Here is a 20,816-nt window from a genome sequence, read left to right as displayed (position 1 = left end):
GTATGCTCAGATGGATTGGCCCTTTGGTTCTTGTTCTATAGATGGTCTTTGTTTGGTAGAAGTCCAAATGCCGGCAGTAATGAATAAAAAACCGAGAAGATGTTGAACAAGCAGTGTTTCTCCCAAATAGACGACAGAACCAAAAACAGCGGTTATTGTAATCACATTCAAAAAAACCGATGCTCCGCCGGCTCCTAACCGGTGCAGGCACATATTCCACCCAATAAAACCAAGAGCGGTGAAGAAGGCGGAGGAAAGAATAATCTTTACCCAGATAAAGCCGCTGAAAGTAGTGATGGAAGACATGTCCTGACTCAATGGTATAACGGAAAGCATGAGACTTCCAAGGATATACGTATACATATTTACCTTAACAACGTGCATTGTATGAGCTAACTTTCTAAAATAAATGAAACTCAACGCCTGCGTTCCCATTGATATCAGCAGCCAAATGTCTCCAGGGGAAAAGGAAAATGAAGAAAAACCTTTAAAAACAATAGAAAAAATACCGATTAATCCGAGTAACAGACCTATATAGTGTCTTATGTAGAGCGTTTCTTTTAGTAGGATAGCGGCAAAGAATGTGGTCGTTAGTGGGTTTAAACCCATGATGAGTGCCCCATTTGCCGCTTGAGACAATTCTAAGCCGAGTGCGAGCGTAATTTGGTGGAGAAAAACACCAAAGAAACTGGTGATGAATAAATACTTCCATTCTTTGCCTTGCGGGAGGGCAAAGCCGTTGCCAATATAAGATAAGAGTAGTAACGTTAGCGCGGTTATCGTCATCCTGAGAAAGGTGAGGATTAGTGGTTCTACTTCAAAAAGAAGCGATTTAATCAATACCATATTATGTCCCATGAAGACTGTAACAAAGGTGGCGAACAGATAAGCGTTCCGTTTGGATTCTAACAAAGTAATCTCCTTTCAACTGAAAGTAAAAAGCCAGGCGAAAATAGCCTGAGCTTTGAGACAGTTATATAGCCCATATTACCGTAAACCAAATAATTGTCAATCTATTCTGAACAGTCGTTGCCATGTATTGAATGTTCAATATAGGAGTCTTTGGATTTTTTACCGATTATGGATTTGAAGGCGCATATTCTGCTACAACTTTACTACCGAAATTGTAAATTTTGATTGATGTATGTGAGTATGTTTAATTGTTATATTTTTTAATTTAATACGCAGAATTTTTAGACTGTAATTTGTGATAGCAGTATTGAAACAACTAAGCTAGTTGAAATGCTTCAGCCAATAAGGTATAGGATTGAATTTTTTCCTGAAAATCATAGATGTTTGTTATAATCATGAATTCCTCGGTTCGGTACAATTCGCTTACTCGAAGAATTTCGTCCCTTACCTTTTTAGGGGTTCCGATAATCATACGTTTTCGATTTTCCTGCACCCTTACTCTCTCTTCTGCTGTTAAAAGCCTGCTTTTTGCCTCCGCTACGGAAGGAATTCTCGTATCTTCTCTTACCTTATTTTCAACTGCCAACAGCCACAAATCTTGACTTAATGCTAATTCTTCTGCCTTTTCCTGTGAAGAAGCACACACAACAAAAATACATACATTCACTTTTGGTTTCGACAAAAACCGAGAAGGCTGGAAGTTAGTGAAGTAATACTCAATTGTTTCTTGACCTTCAACAGGGGTAATAAAATGCCCATATGTAAAAGCAGTTCCGTTCTCAGCAGCAATCCTCCCCCCTCTTTGTGTAACCCCTAAAATCCACATTTGCGGAACAGAATCTGTAAAGGGAGACGTCATTACATCATAATAAGAATGTTCTTTAGGTAAGTCGTTGTATAAAAATCCCTGGAGATCTTTTATCTGCCTTGGGAACTCATTTAGGCTTTTTTTTATTCCGTCGGTAAGCGCTAGCCGAGTGGGTAATGAACCACCTGGAGAACGCCCGACACCCAGGTCGATACGATTTGGAAATAGTGCTTCTAATACCTTGAAGTTCTCAGAAACTTTATAGGGACTATATTGCGGGAGTAAAATACCGCCAGAACCAACACGTATTCTTTTTGTATTGGATGCAATATGGGCAATGAGTACTTCTGGAGAAATTCCGGCCAAACCATTTGTATTATGGTGTTCGGCCACCCAAAAACGAGTGAATCCTAATTCTTCCGTAATTTGAGCTAATTGTACAGTTTCATGTAAGGTTCTACTCGCTTGGCCCCCTTTAGGAATAACCGATTGATCGAGTACACTTAGTTTCAATAAAACAACCTTCTTTCTGTCCGTTTCCTGTAAGGAGCCTATCACAAAGCTGGTATCAGTGTAGGGAAAAAAATGGGCTGCTAAACATGCTCTTTGAGATTTGCCATTTTTGATTTCCTTTAATGATAAATATTTCCCAGGTAATCGGAATATTTCGACAATTATTAGTGTTAGCAGAAGATTAAAGTAGAATTGTGTCGGTTTTATGTTATCAAAAAGAAACTGGCCGAACAAGGCCAGTTTCTTTTTATGCAATAATTCTATTCTTATTACATACCAGCTGTCCAAAATCATCCAGACAGATCGTGACGATATTTTACTTTTTCAATTTCCACGAATGACTTATGATGTTTCTTCTTTCCATTCGAGCCTATAAAATTCATTATATCGATTCTCATATTCCTCTATCTTATCTTTAAACTGAAGAATAACACCAATCTCATCCAATCCATTCAATAAAGAATTCCTTCGATGAGGATTAATAACAAAAGAAGCATAAAATCCGTCCGAATCAAATATACAGCATTTTTCTAAATCAACGGTTAACCGATAACCTTTCGTTTTCTCTGTTCGCATTAAAATTTCTTCCACTAGCTTTTCCTCTAAAACAATTGGCAAAATTCCGTTTTTAAAGCAATTATTAAAGAAGATATCAGCGAAGGAAGGTGCAATAATGACGCGAAAACCATAGTCCAAAAGAGCCCAAGGAGCATGTTCCCTTGATGATCCTGAGCCAAAGTTTCGGCCCGTAACAAGGATGGAAGCTTGCTGGTATTCTTTGTTATTAAGAACAAACTGCGGATCCGGTTCTCCTTGCTCATTATACCTCCAATCGAAAAATAAGTACTGTCCAAATCCTGTTCGTTCAATGCGCGTTAAAAATTGCTTGGGAAGTATCTGGTCCGTATCGACATTCGCACGATTGAGAGGCGCCACTTGACCCGTGTGCTTAATGAAAGCTTCCAAAACGTATTCCCCCTCTTTACTCTTAAAAGTACGAATTTCTAATATCGACAAAGTGTCCGGCTATAGCGGCTGCAGCTGCCATGGCCGGACTTACTAGGTGAGTCCGGCCACCGCGCCCCTGGCGCCCTTCAAAATTCCGATTGGATGTAGAGGCGCATCGTTGTCCCGCTCCCAAAAGATCTGCATTCATCCCGACACACATGCTGCATCCTCTCCCGCCATTCCAATCCTGCCTCCTTAAAAATCAGATCAAGCCCTTCACGTTCAGCTTGCAGCTTAACCTGCTGGGAACCGGCAACGACCATCCCTTTTACTCGGGAAGATATTGTTTTTCCTCTTAATAACTTGGCCGCAGCTCGAAGATCCTCGATTCTTGAATTGGTACATGATCCAATAAAGACCCGATCGATCGGTATATCGGTTATTGGTGTTCCCGGTGTAAGTCCCATATATTCAAGAGCACGCCGTGCAGCTGCCCGTTCCTCTTCTGTCGAGCAGGATTTCGGGTCTGGTACGTACCCGGTTACATCCATTCCCATTCCCGGGTTTGTTCCCCACGAGACTTGAGGAGCCAATGTAGCACCGTCGATGACTACCCGATAATCATAGACCGCCCCTTCATCAGTATGGAGCCCCCGCCACTCATTGATTGCCCGATCAAATGCATCACCTTTCGGAGCAAAAGGACGGTTCCGCAAATATTCAAAGGTGGTTTCATCAGGAGCGATCATTCCTGCACGGGCTCCGGCTTCAATTGACATATTACAAACCGTCATCCGCTCTTCCATGGTCAAAGCCCGAATAGCTTCACCCGTGTATTCGATGACAGTTCCGGTCGCTCCCCCGGTGCCAATTTGTGCAATAATAGCTAAAATCAAATCTTTGGACGTCACCCCATCTGATAATCTTCCATTGACATGGATTTGCATTGTTTTTGGCTTTAGTTGTTGTAGGCATTGGGTAGTCAGCACATGCTCCACTTCACTTGTTCCAATTCCAAAAGCTAAAGCCCCAAAGGCTCCATGTGTTGCCGTATGGCTATCGCCACAGACGATCGTTTTCCCTGGCAAAGTTAATCCTAACTCTGGTCCGATGACATGAACGATTCCTTGGTAGGAATGATTCATGTCAAACAAGGGAATTCCGAATTCTTTGCAGTTTTGAGCTAATGTTTCCACCTGCTTAGCAGCAATAGGATCACGAATCGGTACGGAACGGTCGGTCGTAGGAATGCTATGATCCATTGTAGCTACAGTTAAATGGGGACTGTGCACTCGACGCCCCGCTAATCTTAGCCCTTCGAACGCCTGTGGGGAGGATACCTCATGCAGTAAATGTAAATCAATATAGATAATATCCGGTCCCTCCGGATCATGGTGCACAACATGGCGGTCCCAAATCTTTTCAAATAGTGTACGCGGTTTCATTGAACCTCCTCCATTCTTCCAGCTTCATCTGATGATGTCTTAGCTGATTGTCCTCTCAACCGGACCCGCCTTCATTACATAGCCATCGAGTGGGTGCTCTACTTTCCCTTCGGTCCATTTGGCTATCTGGATGAGCTGGTCCAGATCAATACCTGTTGTTTCCCCCATTTGTTCAAACATGTGAACGATATCTTCTGTGCATACATTCCCTACAGATAAAGGGGCAAACGGACAACCCCCGATTCCTCCGATCGAAGCGTCGAATCGCCTCACTCCAGCCTGATAGCCCGCGTATACATTAGCGATCCCCAGTCCTCTTGTATTATGAAAGTGCAACCCTAGCTTAACTCTAGGGAAATGCTCCTTAAACTGCTCAACGATTTGAAAGACTTGCTTTGGATTCGCCATCCCCGTCGTATCGGCCAGGGTAATGGCATCTACACCGTTTTCCAGAAACGTATTAATAATGAAGCGAATATATGAAAAGGAAATACTTCCTTCAAAAGGACAACCAAAAGCTGTTCCAATCACCCCGCTAACATTATGTTTTTTCCCCTTGGCCTTATAAATAATGGGGGTCATTTCAGCCAGGGAATCTTCCGTGCTTCGCCGTGCATTTTTAAAATTGAAGGTATTGGAAGCAGCGAGCGCAACATTGATTTCATCCAACCCACTTGCCAAAGCGCGCTCCATCCCGCCTGAACTGAGAACTAAGCCAGCGTATCGGACGCCCTTTCGTCTTGGCACCTGTTCCATCACTCGTTCCGCAAAGGCCATCTGCGGAATGATCTTTGGATTAATGAAGGATACCGCCTCGATAAATTGAATCCCAGAATTTATTAGCTTAGTAATCATCTCAACGCGTTCGTCTACTGAAAGAATCACTTTTTCATTCTGAAGTCCATCCCGCGGGCCAACCTCACAAATTTCAACCACTCTCGTCACTTCCTTTATTGTTTTAGATAACCCCCATTTTATTTAAAGCATGTATTTCTAGGTCTGAATATTCCAATATCTCTTTGTAGATTTTATCGTTATGTTGACCCGGCCGTATGGCACCAACTTCCTTCACTTCGCCCGGTGTTCGGCTAAGCTTCGGAACAATTCCAGGCATTCTGAAATTACCGAGCGTCGGGTGCTGCATGGAAATGATCATTTCTCTAGCTGCGTAGTGCGGATCTTCTACAATGTCTTTGACATTGTAAATCTTTCCCGCAGGCACTCCGCTTTCGCCCAATAAGGTCAACAACTCCTCCGTCGATTTTGTCCTCGTCCATTCATTGACGATAGTGTCTAGTTCTTCCATGTTTTGACCTCTGGCAGTATGAGAGGAAAACCTCTCATCTTCCGCTATTTCCGGCATCCCCATTGCAGCTGCTAATCTTCTAAATACATTGTCCGCATTAGCTCCTAGCGCAATATAATTACCTTCTTTGGTTTCATAAATATTGGCCGGCGCTACACCGGGGAGAATATTTCCCGTCCTTTCCCTGACATAGCCCGCCATTTCATATTCGGGAACCAACCCTTCCATCATTGCAAAGACCGCCTCATAGATGGCTGTATCCACGACTTGACCTATACCGGATTTCTTTCGCTCATGAAGGGCAGTAAGGCATCCTATGGTAGCAAATAGAGCGGCAAGGGAATCTCCGATACTAATGCCAATTCTTGTCGGCGGACGATCCGGGAACCCGGTCACATAGCGCAGTCCTCCCATAGCTTCCCCAATACTGCCGAATCCTGCCCAATGACTGTACGGTCCCGTCTGTCCAAAGCCGCTGGTACGAAGTAAAATAATCTTAGGGTTAATTGCTTTTAATGTCTCATAGCCAAGTCCCCACTTCTCCAATGTTCCTGGGCGGAAGTTCTCCAGTACTATATCAGCTTTAGCCACCAGCTGCTTGAATATCTCCTGCCCTTCCTGCACCCGTAAATTTAAGGTGATTGATTTTTTGTTTCGGGACTGAATCGGCCATAAAAGTCCCTGGCCATCGATTTGCTTCCCCCAAATCCTCATCGTATCCGGTTTATCCGGAGGTTCTATTTTAATCACTTCCGCCCCGAAATCTCCGAGAAGTCTTCCTGTAAAAGGGCCGGCAAGCAATGAACCTAATTCCAGCACACGAATATCATTTAATGCACCCATGAACTCATCCCTTTCTTTTAAGAATCAAAATGAACGTTTGATTTTCCGATTTTTCGTTCGTTTTGTTCCTGCCATAGCAAGAAAAGATACGTGAAAAATAAGGCGATAAAGATAATAATCAAAAACAGCGCAAGGATATAAGAACTTCGGTTTAGCGATGTATAGTGCATTAACCGATAACCGATCCCTTCATAGGAAGCGAACATTTCCGCCAGGATTAGACCTAAAAAACACAAACTGAATGCCATTCTTAGCCCTACGACTAGCTGCGGCATAATAGACGGAATAAGAATGTAACGTGCCTTTTGCCAAAAGGTCATTCGGTAGGATTGAGCTAATTTCAAAAAGATTTTAGGCACGTTTTGCGTTGCTGAGATACAAATAATCGCAATGGGAAAAACCCCATGAAGAACGGAAAATGCGATTCTTCCTTCTAACGTCAAACCGAAAGCAAGAAGAAAAACAGGATAAATAGCTACCTTCGGAATGGAATATAAAGATAATAGAATGGGATTCATCGTTTGGGTCCAAAAGGAACTTAGGCCGATGAAAAAACCAATCAGGATCCCCATAAAAGCAGAAATTAGAAAAGAAATCAGCAAAGCCTGTAATGTAAACAAAATATCTTTCAACCATAGATGAATATTTGTAAATAAATCGAACCCGCTCTGCAATGGTGAAGACATCGCCGGTTCCCTTACGATTAGATAAACTCCCTGCCAGAGAAAGATAAGCAAAACGGGAAGTATATACCACCTTGAAATCTTAATAGCGCTAGACACGGACACCTCACCTCCCTATACAAATAATTAACTTCCCTTCGCATTCGAATGGTATAACCTTGATTCGATGTAGCCTAAAACCGCATTCACAACGATTACAATCAAAATGACAATTAAAATCGAACCATACATTCCATTCAAATCAAAGTTGTTATAGGAAAAGGCGATGCTGTGTCCAAGCCCCCTTGTTGACAGGATAAATTCTGTTGCAACGACTCCAATGATGGAATAGGCCAAGCCCAGTTTTAACCCGGTAAAAATATACGGCCATGCAGCGGGCAAGTAGATATAAAAAATCATTTTCCAGGGAGTAAGATTCATAGATTGCCCGACCTTAACTAGAACCTTCTTCGTTTCTCTTAATCCAACAGCGGTATTGGAAATAATCGCAACGATCGAAAAACACATGGCAATAATTATGACTGGTAAGGGCCCCATCCCAAATAAACTGATAAACACAGGATAAACTGCGAAAATGGGTATGGCATAAAACAGCATAAGATAAGGTTGAATCGTTTGGTACAGAAAATTGGAGCGCCACAGCAAGATACCGGTAACGATTCCAAGGACAGAGGAGAATAAAAAGCTTAAACCTATCTCTATAGAAGTAGGAAGAATATGTTCACTTAAGAACTCAGGATTTGTCAGCAAAGCAAACGCGCTGCTGACCATTTTAGAAAATGGAATAAAGGTGAATGGATCGAGAATTTTTAACTGAGCCAAAACCTCATAGACTAAGAAAGCGGTAGCAACAATTGCAGTTCGCAGTACAAGGTATCGCATTATTTCACCGCTTTAATTGAATCGTGGTATTTCAAAGAACCCTCACCACTATGCCGGGAGATGAGTCCTTCTTCCTCAACCAAATTGGACCAGATTTCCCGAGTAATAGAAGCATATTCCTCGGTGGTTAGCACCCTGGAATCTCTCGGTTTAGGGAGCATGCTTCGAATAATCGTTTTCATCCTGCCTGGCCGGGCTGAAAGAACGAGAATTTTATCGGACAATAGCGCGGCTTCTTGAATGCTGTGGGTCACGAGAATAATAGTTGCCTGGGTTTGCTCCACAATTTTCAGCAATTCACCTCCAAGCAGAATTCGCGTCTGTTCATCCAGGGCACCAAACGGTTCATCCATCACCACGATTTCAGGTTGGGTTACAAGCGTCCTGGCGATGGCCACCCTCTGCCTCATTCCTCCTGACAACTGATGGGGAAAAGACTGTTCGAAGCCTTCCAAACCAACCAAAGAAATCATTTTACGTGCTCTTTCTTTGCGTTCCTTCTTATTCACTCCATGCATCTGTAAACCAAACTCTACATTTTCCAGTACCGTTCGCCAGGGAAACGTGGACTCTTCTTGAAAAACAATCCCGATGGACGGTTGAGGACCTTTAACAGTTTTTCCGTTAATCTCAATGCTTCCCTCAGACGGTTCACGAAGACCTGACAGAATTTCCAATAACGTAGTTTTCCGCATCCACTTGGGCCGACAATGGAGATAAATTCTCCCCTGGTGACTGTTAACGTGATATCCTTTAGCGCTGTTACCTCATTCGCTTGACTTTTGTATACTTTAGATATTTGGTTGATACTCATTAAAGGAACTGCCATTAAGACTCCTCCTAAAAAAGTGTTTAATCATGTTATTTGTTCCCGAGAAGAGTACTTACATCCAGTTTTTGTTGAGTAGGAATGAAATCTTGATTTAAAAGTTCCTTCCAGGGAATTTCTGTTCCTTCTTTAAATGTCCCCAGATATTTCATGCCCTTTAACACGCTGTTAATGGCTTCCGCATCAATAGTGACACTCCAATGCTTACGTTTCGCAAGCTCACTCACGGCGCTGATGGAAGCCTTTTCATCAATTTCTGCATACTTCGCAAAAATTTTGCCTGCTTCTTCTTGATGTTCGTAAATCCATTTTACTGATTTATCATAGACACGAAGGAAACGCTTCACTAATTCAGGATTCTCCTTGATTAACTGCGGACTGGCAATAATAACACTTTGTTGAAATTTCGGTAAATAATCTCCAATTCGAAATAGCGTTTTATACTTATCTTTCTCAATTGTCAATAGGGGTTCAAGCTGCACTGTGGCATCAATTCCCCCTTTTTCAAGAAGGGTTTTCCCTTCGTTTAATCCACCTGAAGATACTGCTTTCAACTGGTTCGGGTCAATTCCTGCTTTCTCTAAAATCAAGTGAGAAGCGGCTTGTGTTGTTGATCCTGGATTCGTATAAGCCCATGTATGCCCAACTAAATCTTTAATATTGTTAAATGGAGCATCTTTCCGGGTAATATAAGCGGCATCATTGAATGTTTGAACGGAACCTCCGACGATTACAAGTGGAGCACCGGAGAGATAGGACTGAACAGCAGCTGATGTAGCAACATCCCCAAAAGGAAGCTTACCGGATAGAACATTTCTTACAGTTGTTCCTCCCCCTGTCCCTGGTATAATCCCTGCAATTTCAATGCTTTCTTCTTTAAAGAATCCTTGATCGATACCGACTTCATACGGTAGGCTATAAAATCCCGTTGGATAATGCGTAACAGTGATTTCAATCTTTTCCATCTTGCTTTTCGTTTCTTGAGAAGTCTGTCCTGTCGCTTGTGCCCCGTCTTTTGTTTTTGTTGCATCTGTACCCGTGGTGCTTTGGCTGCAGCCCATCAATAAGCAAAATAGGAGAATAAAACTCACAGATGTTGGATACCATTTTTTCCACTGAATTTTCTTCATGAAAACCCCTCCCCGCATAAATGGTTGCCTTTTTTACTACATTAAGGAATATTCTGAACATATTTGATTGCAAAAAAAATGCCAGGTCGTACGTGCCCATAAAACGGACGAATAAGAGTTTCAATGTTTCAAAAAACGAAACATTACTGTTCTAAAAAAAATACAGCGTTTCATATTTAGATCAAGCTTTTAATTTTCGCCAAAAAGTAGAGCGACTCATACCAAGAAAACGAGCAGCTTCTGATTTATTGCCATTACACTGTTTTAGCACTTTTAAAATCATTTCCTTTTCCGCTAACTTCTTTTGCTCTTCAAAGTTGTGCCTACCAGTGTTCAACAGCCCGGTATCTCTAATTCCTTCATCCAGTATCGAATGGTAACCGTACTTATTGTTTTTTTCCTTTACCAGTAAATCTTGAAAAATGTTTTGATTTAGCAGTTCATGATGTTCTTCTTTCTGATTCTGAAAAATGACAATGAGTCGCTCGATAATATTCTCCAACTCCCGAACATTACCTGGCCAGTGATAGCCGGATAACTTATTTTTAATAACGTTAGAGATCTTTTGGAAAAGTTCTGACGCCTGATGTTTTATACAAAAATAGTTAGCTAAGTGTTCTAAATCTTCTATTCGCTCCCTTAACGGAGGAATAGATAGGTGCAGAACGTTCAAGCGATAATACAGGTCTTGTCGGAACCCTCCTTCTTCCACCATTTTTTTTAGTTCACGATTGGTCGCTGCAATAATTCTAACATCCACATGAATTAAATCTTGTCCGCCTACACGCCGCATTTCTTTCTCCTGGAGAACTCGAAGGAGCCGCGCCTGCATATCAAGTGATATTTCCCCAATCTCGTCTAAGAATATCGTCCCTTTATGAGCCGCCTCAAACAGACCTTCTCTTCCGCCCTTTTTTGCACCGGTAAAAGCTCCATCTTCATATCCAAACAGTTCACTTTCTAATAAACTTTCCGGAAGAGCTGCACAATTAATAGCCACAAAAGGATTTAGCCGCCGCAGACTTTCTTTATGTATGCTCTGGGCGAACAACTCTTTTCCGGAGCCCGACTCTCCAGTAATAAGAACCGTAGACTCATTCTTGGAAAACACTTTGGCTAGGGTTACTGCATTGTGAATGGTCTTCGATTTGCCGACAATATCAGAGAAATCATGACGGGCAATGTGTCCCTTCTTATGAAGGTCTTTTCTGATTTTTTGTTCAGCCTTCTGAACGATAGCTATATCCTGGAAAGAGACAATGACTCCTGAAACACGCTCGTTCACCAAAGTAGGGATATAATCTACAAGAAATTTCCTTTGATTGACTTTTTCAATTACTTGCAACCTAGAATCTCCTGTTTCGAGACAAGACTTTAGTGTACCAACAGGCCAGAATTCATCAATAGATTTGTGCATAAAATAATCACGGGATAAATTTAGCATTTTCTCCGCCTGCGTATTCACCATGCTGCATATATTATTATCATTGATCGCAATAATGCCTTCCTGCGAATGCTCCAGGATGATTCTAAACTGTTCAGCCTTTTCGATTTCTGTTCTTCTCCCCAATGCAAGCTGCCATCCGTTCTCCAGCGCATTTGAAACGGAATCATTGGAGTAAATATAAATACCGTTGCCACCCTTCACATTTACCAGGTCATACATCAAACTAGTCCCTATGAAGGTCCGATATCCTTCTGATAAGTATTTTTCTATTTTTTCCTCGGCGTCCTGTTCATCCAGATAGAAAGAGGATACAATTTCCATATCAACTAAATTAGAATACCGTTCAATCACTTCGAATGGTGCACCATACCTCATGCAAACCACTTTTTGGCCCAATTTTTTTGCTTTGGTTAAAGCCTCTAGAATATCAAGTCCTGTAACTTTAAAAATGACAATCGGAATCCCTAACTCGTGAAGAAAAGTTCGATGTCCCCAGCCTGTAACAATGACATCAATATTCTTTTCGCTCTCGAGCTGGGATATAGTTGGCTTCAAATTTCCAAAAGTTGCTTCATAGTAAACAATGTAATCTTCCATTCCTTTCTCTTGTATATAATTTATACACATAGGACGAACTAGAGGATGTCCAACAATAGCTATTTTGGGTTTCAAATGTTGTCCTCCTTACCGTAAGTTGTAGAGTTGACATAAAAAAGGAGTACCTTCCTAAATCTCAAACAGAGTAGTTGCTTGAACAACTCAGTGAGAATGGTTGGTCTCCTAATATTGTATTCACCCTAGGGCATTTATTTTCCCTTGTCCATGGCGTACATGCTTCCTTAGGCTGGCAAAATGACACTAACTTCTGTACCTTCCCCAGCCTGACTTTGTATATTTATCGTTCCCCCATGATTTTCAATGATTCTATAGCTAACCGTTAATCCCAACCCTGTACCTTTTTCCTTTGTCGTATAAAATGGCTCTCCCAGCCTTGTTAACCGCTCCTCTGAAATTCCGCAGCCCTCATCAAGAAAATGGGTAACATCCTGCAGTAACGAAATAATACTTTTCTTTTTGAAATTCGCCACCTGCGGTTTTGCAAGCAGTAAAAATTCACCGACAATGGAATTTATGCGATCCAGCTCCGGCAGCATAATTTCATAATAGCTGCCATTCTCCTTGTTCTGCGATTTCAACAACTGAGTAAATCCCTTCAATGCTAATGATGCATTTCCTTGAACAACGACAGCACCATGCTTTCTGGCAGCATTTATAAGAGATTGACGGAGAGTTTTTCCGCTTACACGAGCCGCACCGCTTATATAGACAGAGCTATATTCTTCTGATAATGGCGGAAATAACCTTTTCGTTTCGGCCGGTGATAATCGGATAATTTCGCCGATTTCCGGGGATTCCTGATGCCGTTTATGCGCCCGTTCCTCCATCTTATCCAGCTTTTTATCATCCGTATGCAGACTAATTACGCCTACTCGTTTATACCCTGTATCTGTTTCCCCATCCGCTTCTAATTGCTTAATTAAAGCAGTATAGTATCTGGCCCCGCCTTTTGCCAGTCGGTACCAGGCCTGATTGCGCCGTTGTGAGAGCCATGGGCAGATAATTCCGGCTGCTGCATCAGTAGCCTGTCCCGCGTCGTGGCGATCGACCAATGTAACATGTGCTCCTGCCTTTGCCAGGTGGTAAGCGGTCGAGGCTCCAAGAATTCCAGCTCCAATTACAATATGCTTTTCCATTTCGAAAACACCTTTTCTGGTTTGGTTCTTTCATTATAATGCTTAAGTGAGGAAAGCCACCTTTCCGGTATTCCAACAACTCCATAATACGCCCCGGCAAGCTGACCATAAACCGCACCGGTCGTATCCGCATCATCTCCCCGATTTACTGCCAGCAACAACCCTTCTTCAAAGCTACTTCCATGGTAAAAGGCCCACAGAGCTGCTTCTAAGGACTCCACTACATAACCAGTTCCCTTAATATCCGGGGGTTGCTTTGCTTTAAATGAGCCACTTGCCACGTTATGTATTTTCTCTGATAGTGGATGCTTTGTCCACAAACCGGGTACGGGACTGTATAAAGAATCGAGTAATTCTTCTTTAGAGATACCCTGCAGCGCTCCCAAAATAAGCCCGCTTAAATAACGGCAAGCATCCACAGCTTCCTCCGCCCCATGGGTTACACGAGAACTTTCGGCTGCCATTTGGATAACCATTTGTGGGTTTTCCGCATAAAACAAAGGAACAGGAGAGAGCCTCATAATGCTTCCATTCCCAGCAGAAAACTTGTCGGTTGACCCGCTGAATGGCTCACCGGTTTGCTCAAAACGCTCAATCGCCTCTCTTGTTGTATTTCCTATGTCGAAGCAATGATTACGTGAGCTCATATAGCCTTCTCGATACCATTTTTGATAGCGTTTCATCTGATCCAGAGCATCAAAGCCGCTGCATTCAATTAAACTGGCCGCAAGACAAAGAGCCATGGATGTATCGTCCGTATATTCTCCTAATATAAAATCCAAAAGTATTGCCTTAACTGAAATTCTTCGCCTTATCTTTTCAGACGGAGTTTTTCATGAGCAGGAAAGAGAATCTGTCCGCCTAATAAAGACACACTTCGGATTTAATCCAAATTTAATAGAATCTTTAAACTATACATATAACATCCGATTTCTGATAGTTGCAAACCTCCAATCGCACAATAAAAATAAAACTCCACCACGGAATTAAACACCTTTAATAAAGATGCGTTATAGCACTAGGAATGATGGTGATTTGTGATAAATTTATGAACAAATAAATTCAACTTAACGATTTCTTAACGGTAACAAAACGCAGAGATAACGTTTTAGCTGTAACATAATACATGCGAAGGTGGTTCGCTGTCATGACCTCTTTTTATAGCGTAAATTCATTTCACTTTGCGGCCATAGATAAGGATGGCCACCTCTTTTTACCAAATTTCATCAGAAAATTTAAAAATCTATTCCGCTTTATTACGTCTCTATTCTTATTAAAGAAAAGCAGCGCCTTTCCCGCCAAAGAGAAGGGCCATTCCCGGAGCTTAACGCTAGTCTATTACGCAAACTTCCGAAAGCGAATCGCGTAAGGTTGCAGACTTACCGTTCACTAAATAGATGTAGTAGCCTAGTGCCCGTTAGGCCAACAATTTTGGAGCCGGTGAGGTGCTCTCAAATGCCTCCCCGCGCTTATCATCCAAAGGGTAATCGATGTGCCAGCCGGTTACCCTTCTCCCTTATTCCCCGTTAAATTAAAATCAGATGGTTCCCGAAAGTCATGTGCTTGTACTACATAATCTCGACAAATATGCCATGTTAACAATTTCTGTTAACAAAAGAAAAAGACCCTTAAAAATTAAGGCTCTTGATAAAACTTTTCCTTTATTCGTTTCTGTTAATTTCTTTTATCCGATTATTAATCAATTGTACTTTTTTATAAATAATCATACGTTGATTCCGATTGATATTTGGATTCGTTACCTGATTTTTAAATACTTCTTTCTTCAACAAGAGAATTTGAACATCTTGAATTAACGTAACTTCGTGATGAAGTTGATTTAATTCAAATAATAACATCTTTCATCACCCCAATTTAAAACTGTGGTATTAAATACCCTTATTAACTATAAGGTAACTATATTTAGGACGATTTAAAAATCAATTAATCGTAGATTAATTTTGAGTAAACCAGGATCTTATATTCAAACAACTATTTATTATCAACAAATTTATAAAATAAAAGCAGGAACCTACCTTAAGTTCCTGCTCTGCATGCGATTTAAGGATTAGTTGACCATAAACCAGCCGTTTTCACGAAGACTCTTGGATGAAGCTTTAACCCAGACACAATCAGTTCAGCAAGGTCTTCTGGATGCATGACTCTTTCCGCATCTCCCGAGATTAGATTGGTATCATAGGCTAAATCCGTAACTACTGTACTTGGTGTGAGAGCCGTTACCCGGATATTATGCTTTCTTACCTCGAGCATAAGGGATTCTGTCAGACCTAAGACGGCGAATTTTGAAGCACTGTAGGCACTTGTGACAGGTGCTCCTTTTTGACCGGCAGTCGAAGAGATATTGACAATATCCCCTGATTTTCTTTCGATCATGTCGGGCAAAATTGCTCTTGTCACATTGTAAACACCCATGAGGTTAACACGGACAATATTCTCCCATTCCTCAGGTGACAAGTCCAGGAAACCGCCAAATTTAGCAACACCAGCATTGTTGATTAAGATATCCGGGGCACCTAACTCTGATTTAATCTGCCCCACTGCTTCTTCAACGGATTTAAGATCGGCTACGTCTGCGGCTGCCGTTGAAACTTTGATACCCATGGGAGCCAATTCAGCTTTGACTTTTTCTAGATTTGAGGGATTCAATCCGATGAGTCCCAGGTTTACGCCTTCTTTTGCTAAAGCAAGGGCAGTAGCCCGTCCAATCCCTCTACCTGCACCCGTAATTAAAGCGGTCTTTCCGTTTAGTGAAATCATACAAACACTCCTTCAAGAAAAAATTGCTAAAAGATAGACGAGCCTTTAAAATCACTTCAAAGACTCGTTTGACATATAGGGGAATATTTTTTGTCCCCTTGCATTGACTCGTTTCTCTCAACCATCGATTTCTATAAGGTTCTCTAAAACAGGTTCCATTTCAAATCAAAGAGACATCTTTAAAATTTGGTACACATCATCTTTGTTTAATTTTTTAAAATTCCCGATGGGACCAAACGGGACGGCTTTTTCAGCCATGATGTCTAATTTTTCATCTGTGATGTTATAATCAGCTAGTCGACTAGGGGCACCAATTTTATTAAAGAAGGAACGAACCGCCTCAATCCCTTCTAATGCGATTTCATTGTCTGACTTATCTATCGCATCAACACCCCATACCTCTGCAGCAAACCTGGCAAAACGCGCCACATCTTCTTCGTAAACATATTTCATCCAATTAGGAAAGATGATAGCAAGGCCGCCGCCATGTGGAATATCGTAAACAGCACTAACCGCATGTTCAATAGAATGGGTTGCCCAATCTGTTTCAACACCAGTTGAAAGAATTCCATTCAAGGCGAACGTTCCACACATGAGTAAGTTTGCACGTGCATCATAATCGTTTGGATTGGTAATTGCCAGCTCCACATTTTCAATGACCGTTTTCAGGATGGATTCCGCAAAACGTGTTTGGAGTGGGATATTAGAGGTATGTGAGAAATATTGTTCAAATACATGTGACATTATATCGCAAGAGCCATAAATCGTCTGGTCCTTTGGAACAGAAAAGGTGTTTTCCGGATCCAAAATAGAGAAGGTTGGATATGTAGTGTATCCCCCGTGTTTTTCCTGGGTTTCCCAATTGGTAACCACACTCATCGGATTCATCTCTGAACCGGTTGCAGCTAAGGTTAAGATGGTTCCTAACGGAAGAGCCGCTGTAGGAAATGCTTTTCGGTTGTAAAAATCCCATACATCTCCCTCATATTTAGCACCAATGGCAATGGCCTTTGAAGCATCAATAACACTACCGCCACCAATAGCCAGAATCCAATCAATTTCATTTTGCTTACAGATATCGATTCCTTTTTTGACGGTGGTTAACCGCGGGTTGGGCTCTATACCCGGTAGTTCAGAAATCGTTGCTCCATTGGATTTTAAAATCGTCACCACTTTATCATATAAGCCTGTTTTTTTAATACTTCCTCCACCATAAACAACAAGGATTTTTTGTCCGAGTTTGTGGACTTTTTCTTCAAGCTTTTCAATTTGACCTTTACCAAAAATAAGTTCAGTAGGATTGTGAAAAACAAAGTTGTTCATTGTGCACCTCTTTCTTAAATTAAAGTACTTTCTATGTCAATCTTTATTATAATGCTTTTTCACTTTTGCGGTGTCATCCGCGATTAAATATGCGGCACGTCCAAAATAAAGTGGGATTTGAAGCTTCGACAAATCAGGAATTTGGTTCTCTTTAAATAGTTCCGCATCCTTGTAGGTTTGTAGGATTTCACCCGAAAACAATTCATGATCACCATGGGTTCGAACATCCGTAACTTTACATTCGTAGGCGAAATATGCATCTTTTAGAATGGGCACGTCCACCTTTAATCCATCCTCGTAAGAAATCCTGAACGCTTCAAACTTATCTATATCTCTCCCGCTCGTCGTGCCAATAAGCTGGATCCATTCTGACAAGTGAGCTGGAAGAAAATTGACGGCAAAAACGCCGCTTTTCTCAATCAGTTGAAACGTATACCTTGCCCTGCCAATAGATACGCCATACGTTGGCGGTTCCATCCCTAAATAGGTATGCCATGCAGCCGCCATTATATTTTGCTTCCCTTCACTTCGAGAAGTGACGATGGCGACTAGACCAGGATAAGTGTATATAAGTGATTTGTCTGTTGGTGTTCTCAAGAAATGTCCCTCATTTCACAAGTTTTGAACCTTAACTAGCCAATAAACTGCTTATTCCATTTCTCGCTCATTTAGCATCTTCCTTTCTAATAAACTCATGGTTTGTCTTATGTTTGTCTTGTTAGTGGTCGTTATGTTCAATTAACAAAGGAAAAACCCGAAATTTAGTCTTCCCGGACTAAATTTCGAGTCGTTATTCATTACACAATGGGAAGCCACCCAGGAATATGTTGATAGTATTCCATCATTTGATCTGACAGGACAAGCTCTTTTTGGTCTTTTTTAGCTAAAGTGGTACGAATCGTTTCTTCTTGACCTGCTTTTACTTTTTGTATCCAGTGAGGTTCCATGATGAGTTCACGACCTAACGCGATTAAAGGTATTCCTGTATCCAATGCTTCAACTACTTCATCCGGTGTACGCAGCATACCAACACCGATAATTGGAATGCGGTTCCCAACGCGTTCTTGAATCATAACCACACGCGATGTTTTATCCTCTGCGTCACGAATCGAGCCATTTAAAAATGCTCCAACCGAAATATGGAGATAATCCAGCCCTTGGTCAGCTAGTTTGTCCACTAGTTGTAAAGTATCTTCCATGGTAATCCCAGGGTTTTCCCGTTCTTCAGGTGACAGACGATACCCTATGACAAAAGGTTTTTTGGCATGTGTCTCGACCACCTTTTTAACAGCATCCACAACAGCAAGAGGGAAAGCCATACGTTTTTCCAGCGTCCCTCCCCATTTATCCGTTCTTCGGTTTGAATGCGGAGAGAAAAATTGCTGAATCAAGTATGTATTAGCCCCATGAATTTCAACCCCATCATAACCCGCTTCAATGGCTCTACGAGTGGTTTCTCCGAAGGCTTTAATCATATGAACAATTTCCTCTTCCGTCATCTCACGTGGTACGACAGCGTCCTCACGCTCGGCTGCAACTGCACTTGCGCTAATGGGCTGACCATCTGGTAAAAGCTCTGGCGGAGCCATTCTACCAGCATGAAAAATTTGTAAAATGGCCTTAGCTCCTTCTTCTTGAATGGTGGATGCTAGTCGTTTCAGACTCGGAATTAATGTATCAGAATCTGCACCGAATTCACCGGGGAACCCCTTGCCGCTTTCTGTAACATACGTGCAAGCTGTTATCACAGCACTCACACCACCAGCTCGCTCACGATAATAAGCAAGTTCTTCATCTGAAACTTCACCATTGTCAAGGGCGGATGTGTTGGTCATAGGTGCCATCACAATACGGTTTTTTAGTTCAACTCCAGAAGGAAATGTAAAAGGTTTAAAAAGAGCTTCGTATTTGGGATTCATTGTTATTTTCTCCTTTGTCGTTATGATTTTATAGGCTTCTGGTGCTAGTAGAGCCCCTTGGCTAAAAAAGGAGGAGTACTCTTTTTCCACATCAGAAAGAAATAAAGTCTCTGAATAGAATGACCTGGAAGGCTGACGCCTATTCAAACCTTGGCAGGCATTAGCTACATAGTTTATAATATATACTAAGTATTAATTATATAAGTAGGCACTTTTTGGTATCATAGTATCATAAAGGATACCATTATATCAGATATCTGGATAGAAGCGAAAACCTTTTTACAGGTAAAATATGGTGTTTCTTCGTTATTTCCGAAGTATAAAAAAGGGTAGTCACCAAGACTCCCCACTGCAGTAACGCTATACAAAGTCCAAAATCGCCAAACATTTGCTTATTTAACTTGACTCTTGCAGATTTTCATTAAAACCCTAAAAAAGGGCATACGGATAGTAATTCAGAAAAACCACTTTTTTAAGCGATTAGTTTTAGGGTTTTCAGCACTTCTTTCAAAGGCGTTTTTGCTAGTCCTTCTTGATAAACATAAACGACGAGCTGCCCTAAAGATTCGGTTCGGATCCGCCTGACGGTGTCTCCGAGAGTAAGTGGCGAGCTCATAGACCACTCCTGTCTCTGGTGCTCAAGAAAGTTCTGTGTCAGGTACTGGATCACCCAGTATCGCTCAATGGCTTTGAAAGAAAGTAATTGATACTGATCAAACCCTAGTAGTTCCTTGAAATAACGGTAGCTCGTTTCTATCTCCCATCGTACATGGTAATACTCCAGGATGGTCACGACATCCAGAGTCAGATCGGTACACAGGAGGCAAAACGGAGTTTTACCCTGAACGAATTTCTTCTCCCAGGATAGAAGAATTTTGACATTTTCCATCTCTGCCAGTGGACTTTCACATGAATAGACCCGAAATCTTCCTTTATCCTTCACGGTCACGGAGTGAAGGTCAGAATTTTCAATATACCGGTTTGCAAATTCAGCCATGGATACACGGATGCCCTGCGGGCAAATCTTGCGATTTGATTTTACGGCCGCGATGACATGAAACCCTTTAGCGTTACAGGTATCCATCATCTTTTTACTTGAGTACCAGCTGTCCATTAGCACATACACTTGTTCATCTTCATAGGCAGGAAAGTTTCTGATCATTTCCATAGCCAGCTCGTTTTTACTTTTAAAGGGTAAATGGTGTTCCTGACAGTAAGCCTCACGAAAATAAGGACGGAAATCCCAGGAGAAGGAGAACCCTTCTGCGACCACATGGGAGGTCACAAGGCAATGGGACC

The 20,816-nt window shown here is 41.7% G+C and carries 16 protein-coding genes and 3 pseudogenes; all 19 read right to left on the bottom strand.

Annotated features, from left to right (window positions below):
* Positions 1 to 6: 6 nt before the first annotated feature.
* Complete coding sequence (locus MBEAL2_RS23595; protein WP_047154687.1) at positions 7 to 912, bottom strand: DMT family transporter; 906 nt, start codon at positions 910 to 912, stop codon at positions 7 to 9.
* Between the two features lie 316 nt (positions 913 to 1,228).
* The gene (locus tag MBEAL2_RS23590; protein WP_047154705.1) at positions 1,229 to 2,233 is read right to left on the bottom strand and encodes an LLM class flavin-dependent oxidoreductase; all 1,005 of its coding nucleotides are present in this window, start codon (positions 2,231 to 2,233) and stop codon (positions 1,229 to 1,231) included.
* A gap of 342 nt (positions 2,234 to 2,575) precedes the next feature.
* The gene (gene leuD / locus MBEAL2_RS23585; protein ID WP_047154686.1) at positions 2,576 to 3,199 is read right to left on the bottom strand and encodes a 3-isopropylmalate dehydratase small subunit; all 624 of its coding nucleotides are present in this window, start codon (positions 3,197 to 3,199) and stop codon (positions 2,576 to 2,578) included.
* Between the two features lie 22 nt (positions 3,200 to 3,221).
* A pseudogene (gene leuC, locus MBEAL2_RS23580) lies at positions 3,222 to 4,626 on the bottom strand (3-isopropylmalate dehydratase large subunit).
* Positions 4,627 to 4,665: 39 nt separating this feature from the next.
* Positions 4,666 to 5,562 carry a hydroxymethylglutaryl-CoA lyase gene (locus tag MBEAL2_RS23575; protein WP_047154685.1) on the bottom strand — a complete coding sequence of 299 codons (897 nt, stop codon included), beginning with the start codon at positions 5,560 to 5,562 and terminating at the stop codon, positions 4,666 to 4,668.
* A gap of 22 nt (positions 5,563 to 5,584) precedes the next feature.
* Entirely contained in the window at positions 5,585 to 6,775 is a 1,191-nt protein-coding gene (locus MBEAL2_RS23570; RefSeq protein ID WP_047154684.1) for a CaiB/BaiF CoA transferase family protein, read from the bottom strand.
* Between the two features lie 17 nt (positions 6,776 to 6,792).
* Positions 6,793 to 7,557 carry an ABC transporter permease gene (locus tag MBEAL2_RS23565; RefSeq protein ID WP_052947955.1) on the bottom strand — a complete coding sequence of 255 codons (765 nt, stop codon included), beginning with the start codon at positions 7,555 to 7,557 and terminating at the stop codon, positions 6,793 to 6,795.
* Between the two features lie 27 nt (positions 7,558 to 7,584).
* A complete protein-coding gene (locus MBEAL2_RS23560; protein ID WP_052947954.1) occupies positions 7,585 to 8,340 on the bottom strand; it encodes an ABC transporter permease in 756 nt (251 codons plus the stop codon).
* Entirely contained in the window at positions 8,340 to 9,035 is a 696-nt protein-coding gene (locus MBEAL2_RS23555; protein ID WP_201780848.1) for an ABC transporter ATP-binding protein, read from the bottom strand. Before MBEAL2_RS23555 ends, MBEAL2_RS23560 begins: the two co-directional genes overlap by 1 nt.
* 166 nt (positions 9,036 to 9,201) lie before the next feature.
* Positions 9,202 to 10,299 (bottom strand): ABC transporter substrate-binding protein, encoded by a 1,098-nt coding sequence (locus MBEAL2_RS23550; RefSeq protein WP_047154681.1) that lies wholly within the window; start codon positions 10,297 to 10,299, stop codon positions 9,202 to 9,204.
* 181 nt (positions 10,300 to 10,480) lie between these two features.
* Positions 10,481 to 12,418: a sigma-54-dependent Fis family transcriptional regulator gene (locus MBEAL2_RS23545; protein ID WP_052947953.1), complete on the bottom strand. Its 1,938-nt coding sequence runs from the start codon at positions 12,416 to 12,418 to the stop codon at positions 10,481 to 10,483.
* Positions 12,419 to 12,585: 167 nt separating this feature from the next.
* Positions 12,586 to 12,762, bottom strand: a pseudogene (locus MBEAL2_RS34110) (ATP-binding protein); the annotation flags it as partial.
* A gap of 192 nt (positions 12,763 to 12,954) precedes the next feature.
* Positions 12,955 to 13,500: pseudogene (locus tag MBEAL2_RS33205) on the bottom strand (NAD(P)/FAD-dependent oxidoreductase); the annotation flags it as partial.
* Positions 13,482 to 14,282 (bottom strand): ADP-ribosylglycohydrolase family protein, encoded by an 801-nt coding sequence (locus tag MBEAL2_RS23535; protein ID WP_269082514.1) that lies wholly within the window; start codon positions 14,280 to 14,282, stop codon positions 13,482 to 13,484. The gene MBEAL2_RS23535 and the pseudogene MBEAL2_RS33205, both read right to left, overlap by 19 nt.
* A gap of 1,276 nt (positions 14,283 to 15,558) precedes the next feature.
* A complete protein-coding gene (locus MBEAL2_RS23520; RefSeq protein ID WP_047154678.1) occupies positions 15,559 to 16,275 on the bottom strand; it encodes a 3-ketoacyl-ACP reductase in 717 nt (238 codons plus the stop codon).
* A gap of 165 nt (positions 16,276 to 16,440) precedes the next feature.
* Entirely contained in the window at positions 16,441 to 17,598 is a 1,158-nt protein-coding gene (locus tag MBEAL2_RS23515; RefSeq protein ID WP_047154677.1) for an iron-containing alcohol dehydrogenase, read from the bottom strand.
* A gap of 36 nt (positions 17,599 to 17,634) precedes the next feature.
* A complete protein-coding gene (locus MBEAL2_RS23510; protein ID WP_047154676.1) occupies positions 17,635 to 18,195 on the bottom strand; it encodes a flavin reductase family protein in 561 nt (186 codons plus the stop codon).
* Positions 18,196 to 18,395: 200 nt separating this feature from the next.
* Complete coding sequence (locus MBEAL2_RS23505; RefSeq protein ID WP_047154675.1) at positions 18,396 to 19,517, bottom strand: NADH-dependent flavin oxidoreductase; 1,122 nt, start codon at positions 19,515 to 19,517, stop codon at positions 18,396 to 18,398.
* A 472-nt stretch (positions 19,518 to 19,989) separates the two neighbouring features.
* Positions 19,990 to 20,816 (bottom strand): transposase (locus MBEAL2_RS23500; protein WP_052947951.1); only part of this gene is annotated, 827 nt, incomplete at its 5' end.

Origin of the sequence: Aneurinibacillus tyrosinisolvens, assembly GCF_001015055.1 — a bacterium.
GTDB lineage: Bacteria > Bacillota > Bacilli > Aneurinibacillales > Aneurinibacillaceae > Aneurinibacillus_A > Aneurinibacillus_A tyrosinisolvens.
This window is presented reverse-complemented; position numbering and strand designations above follow the sequence as displayed.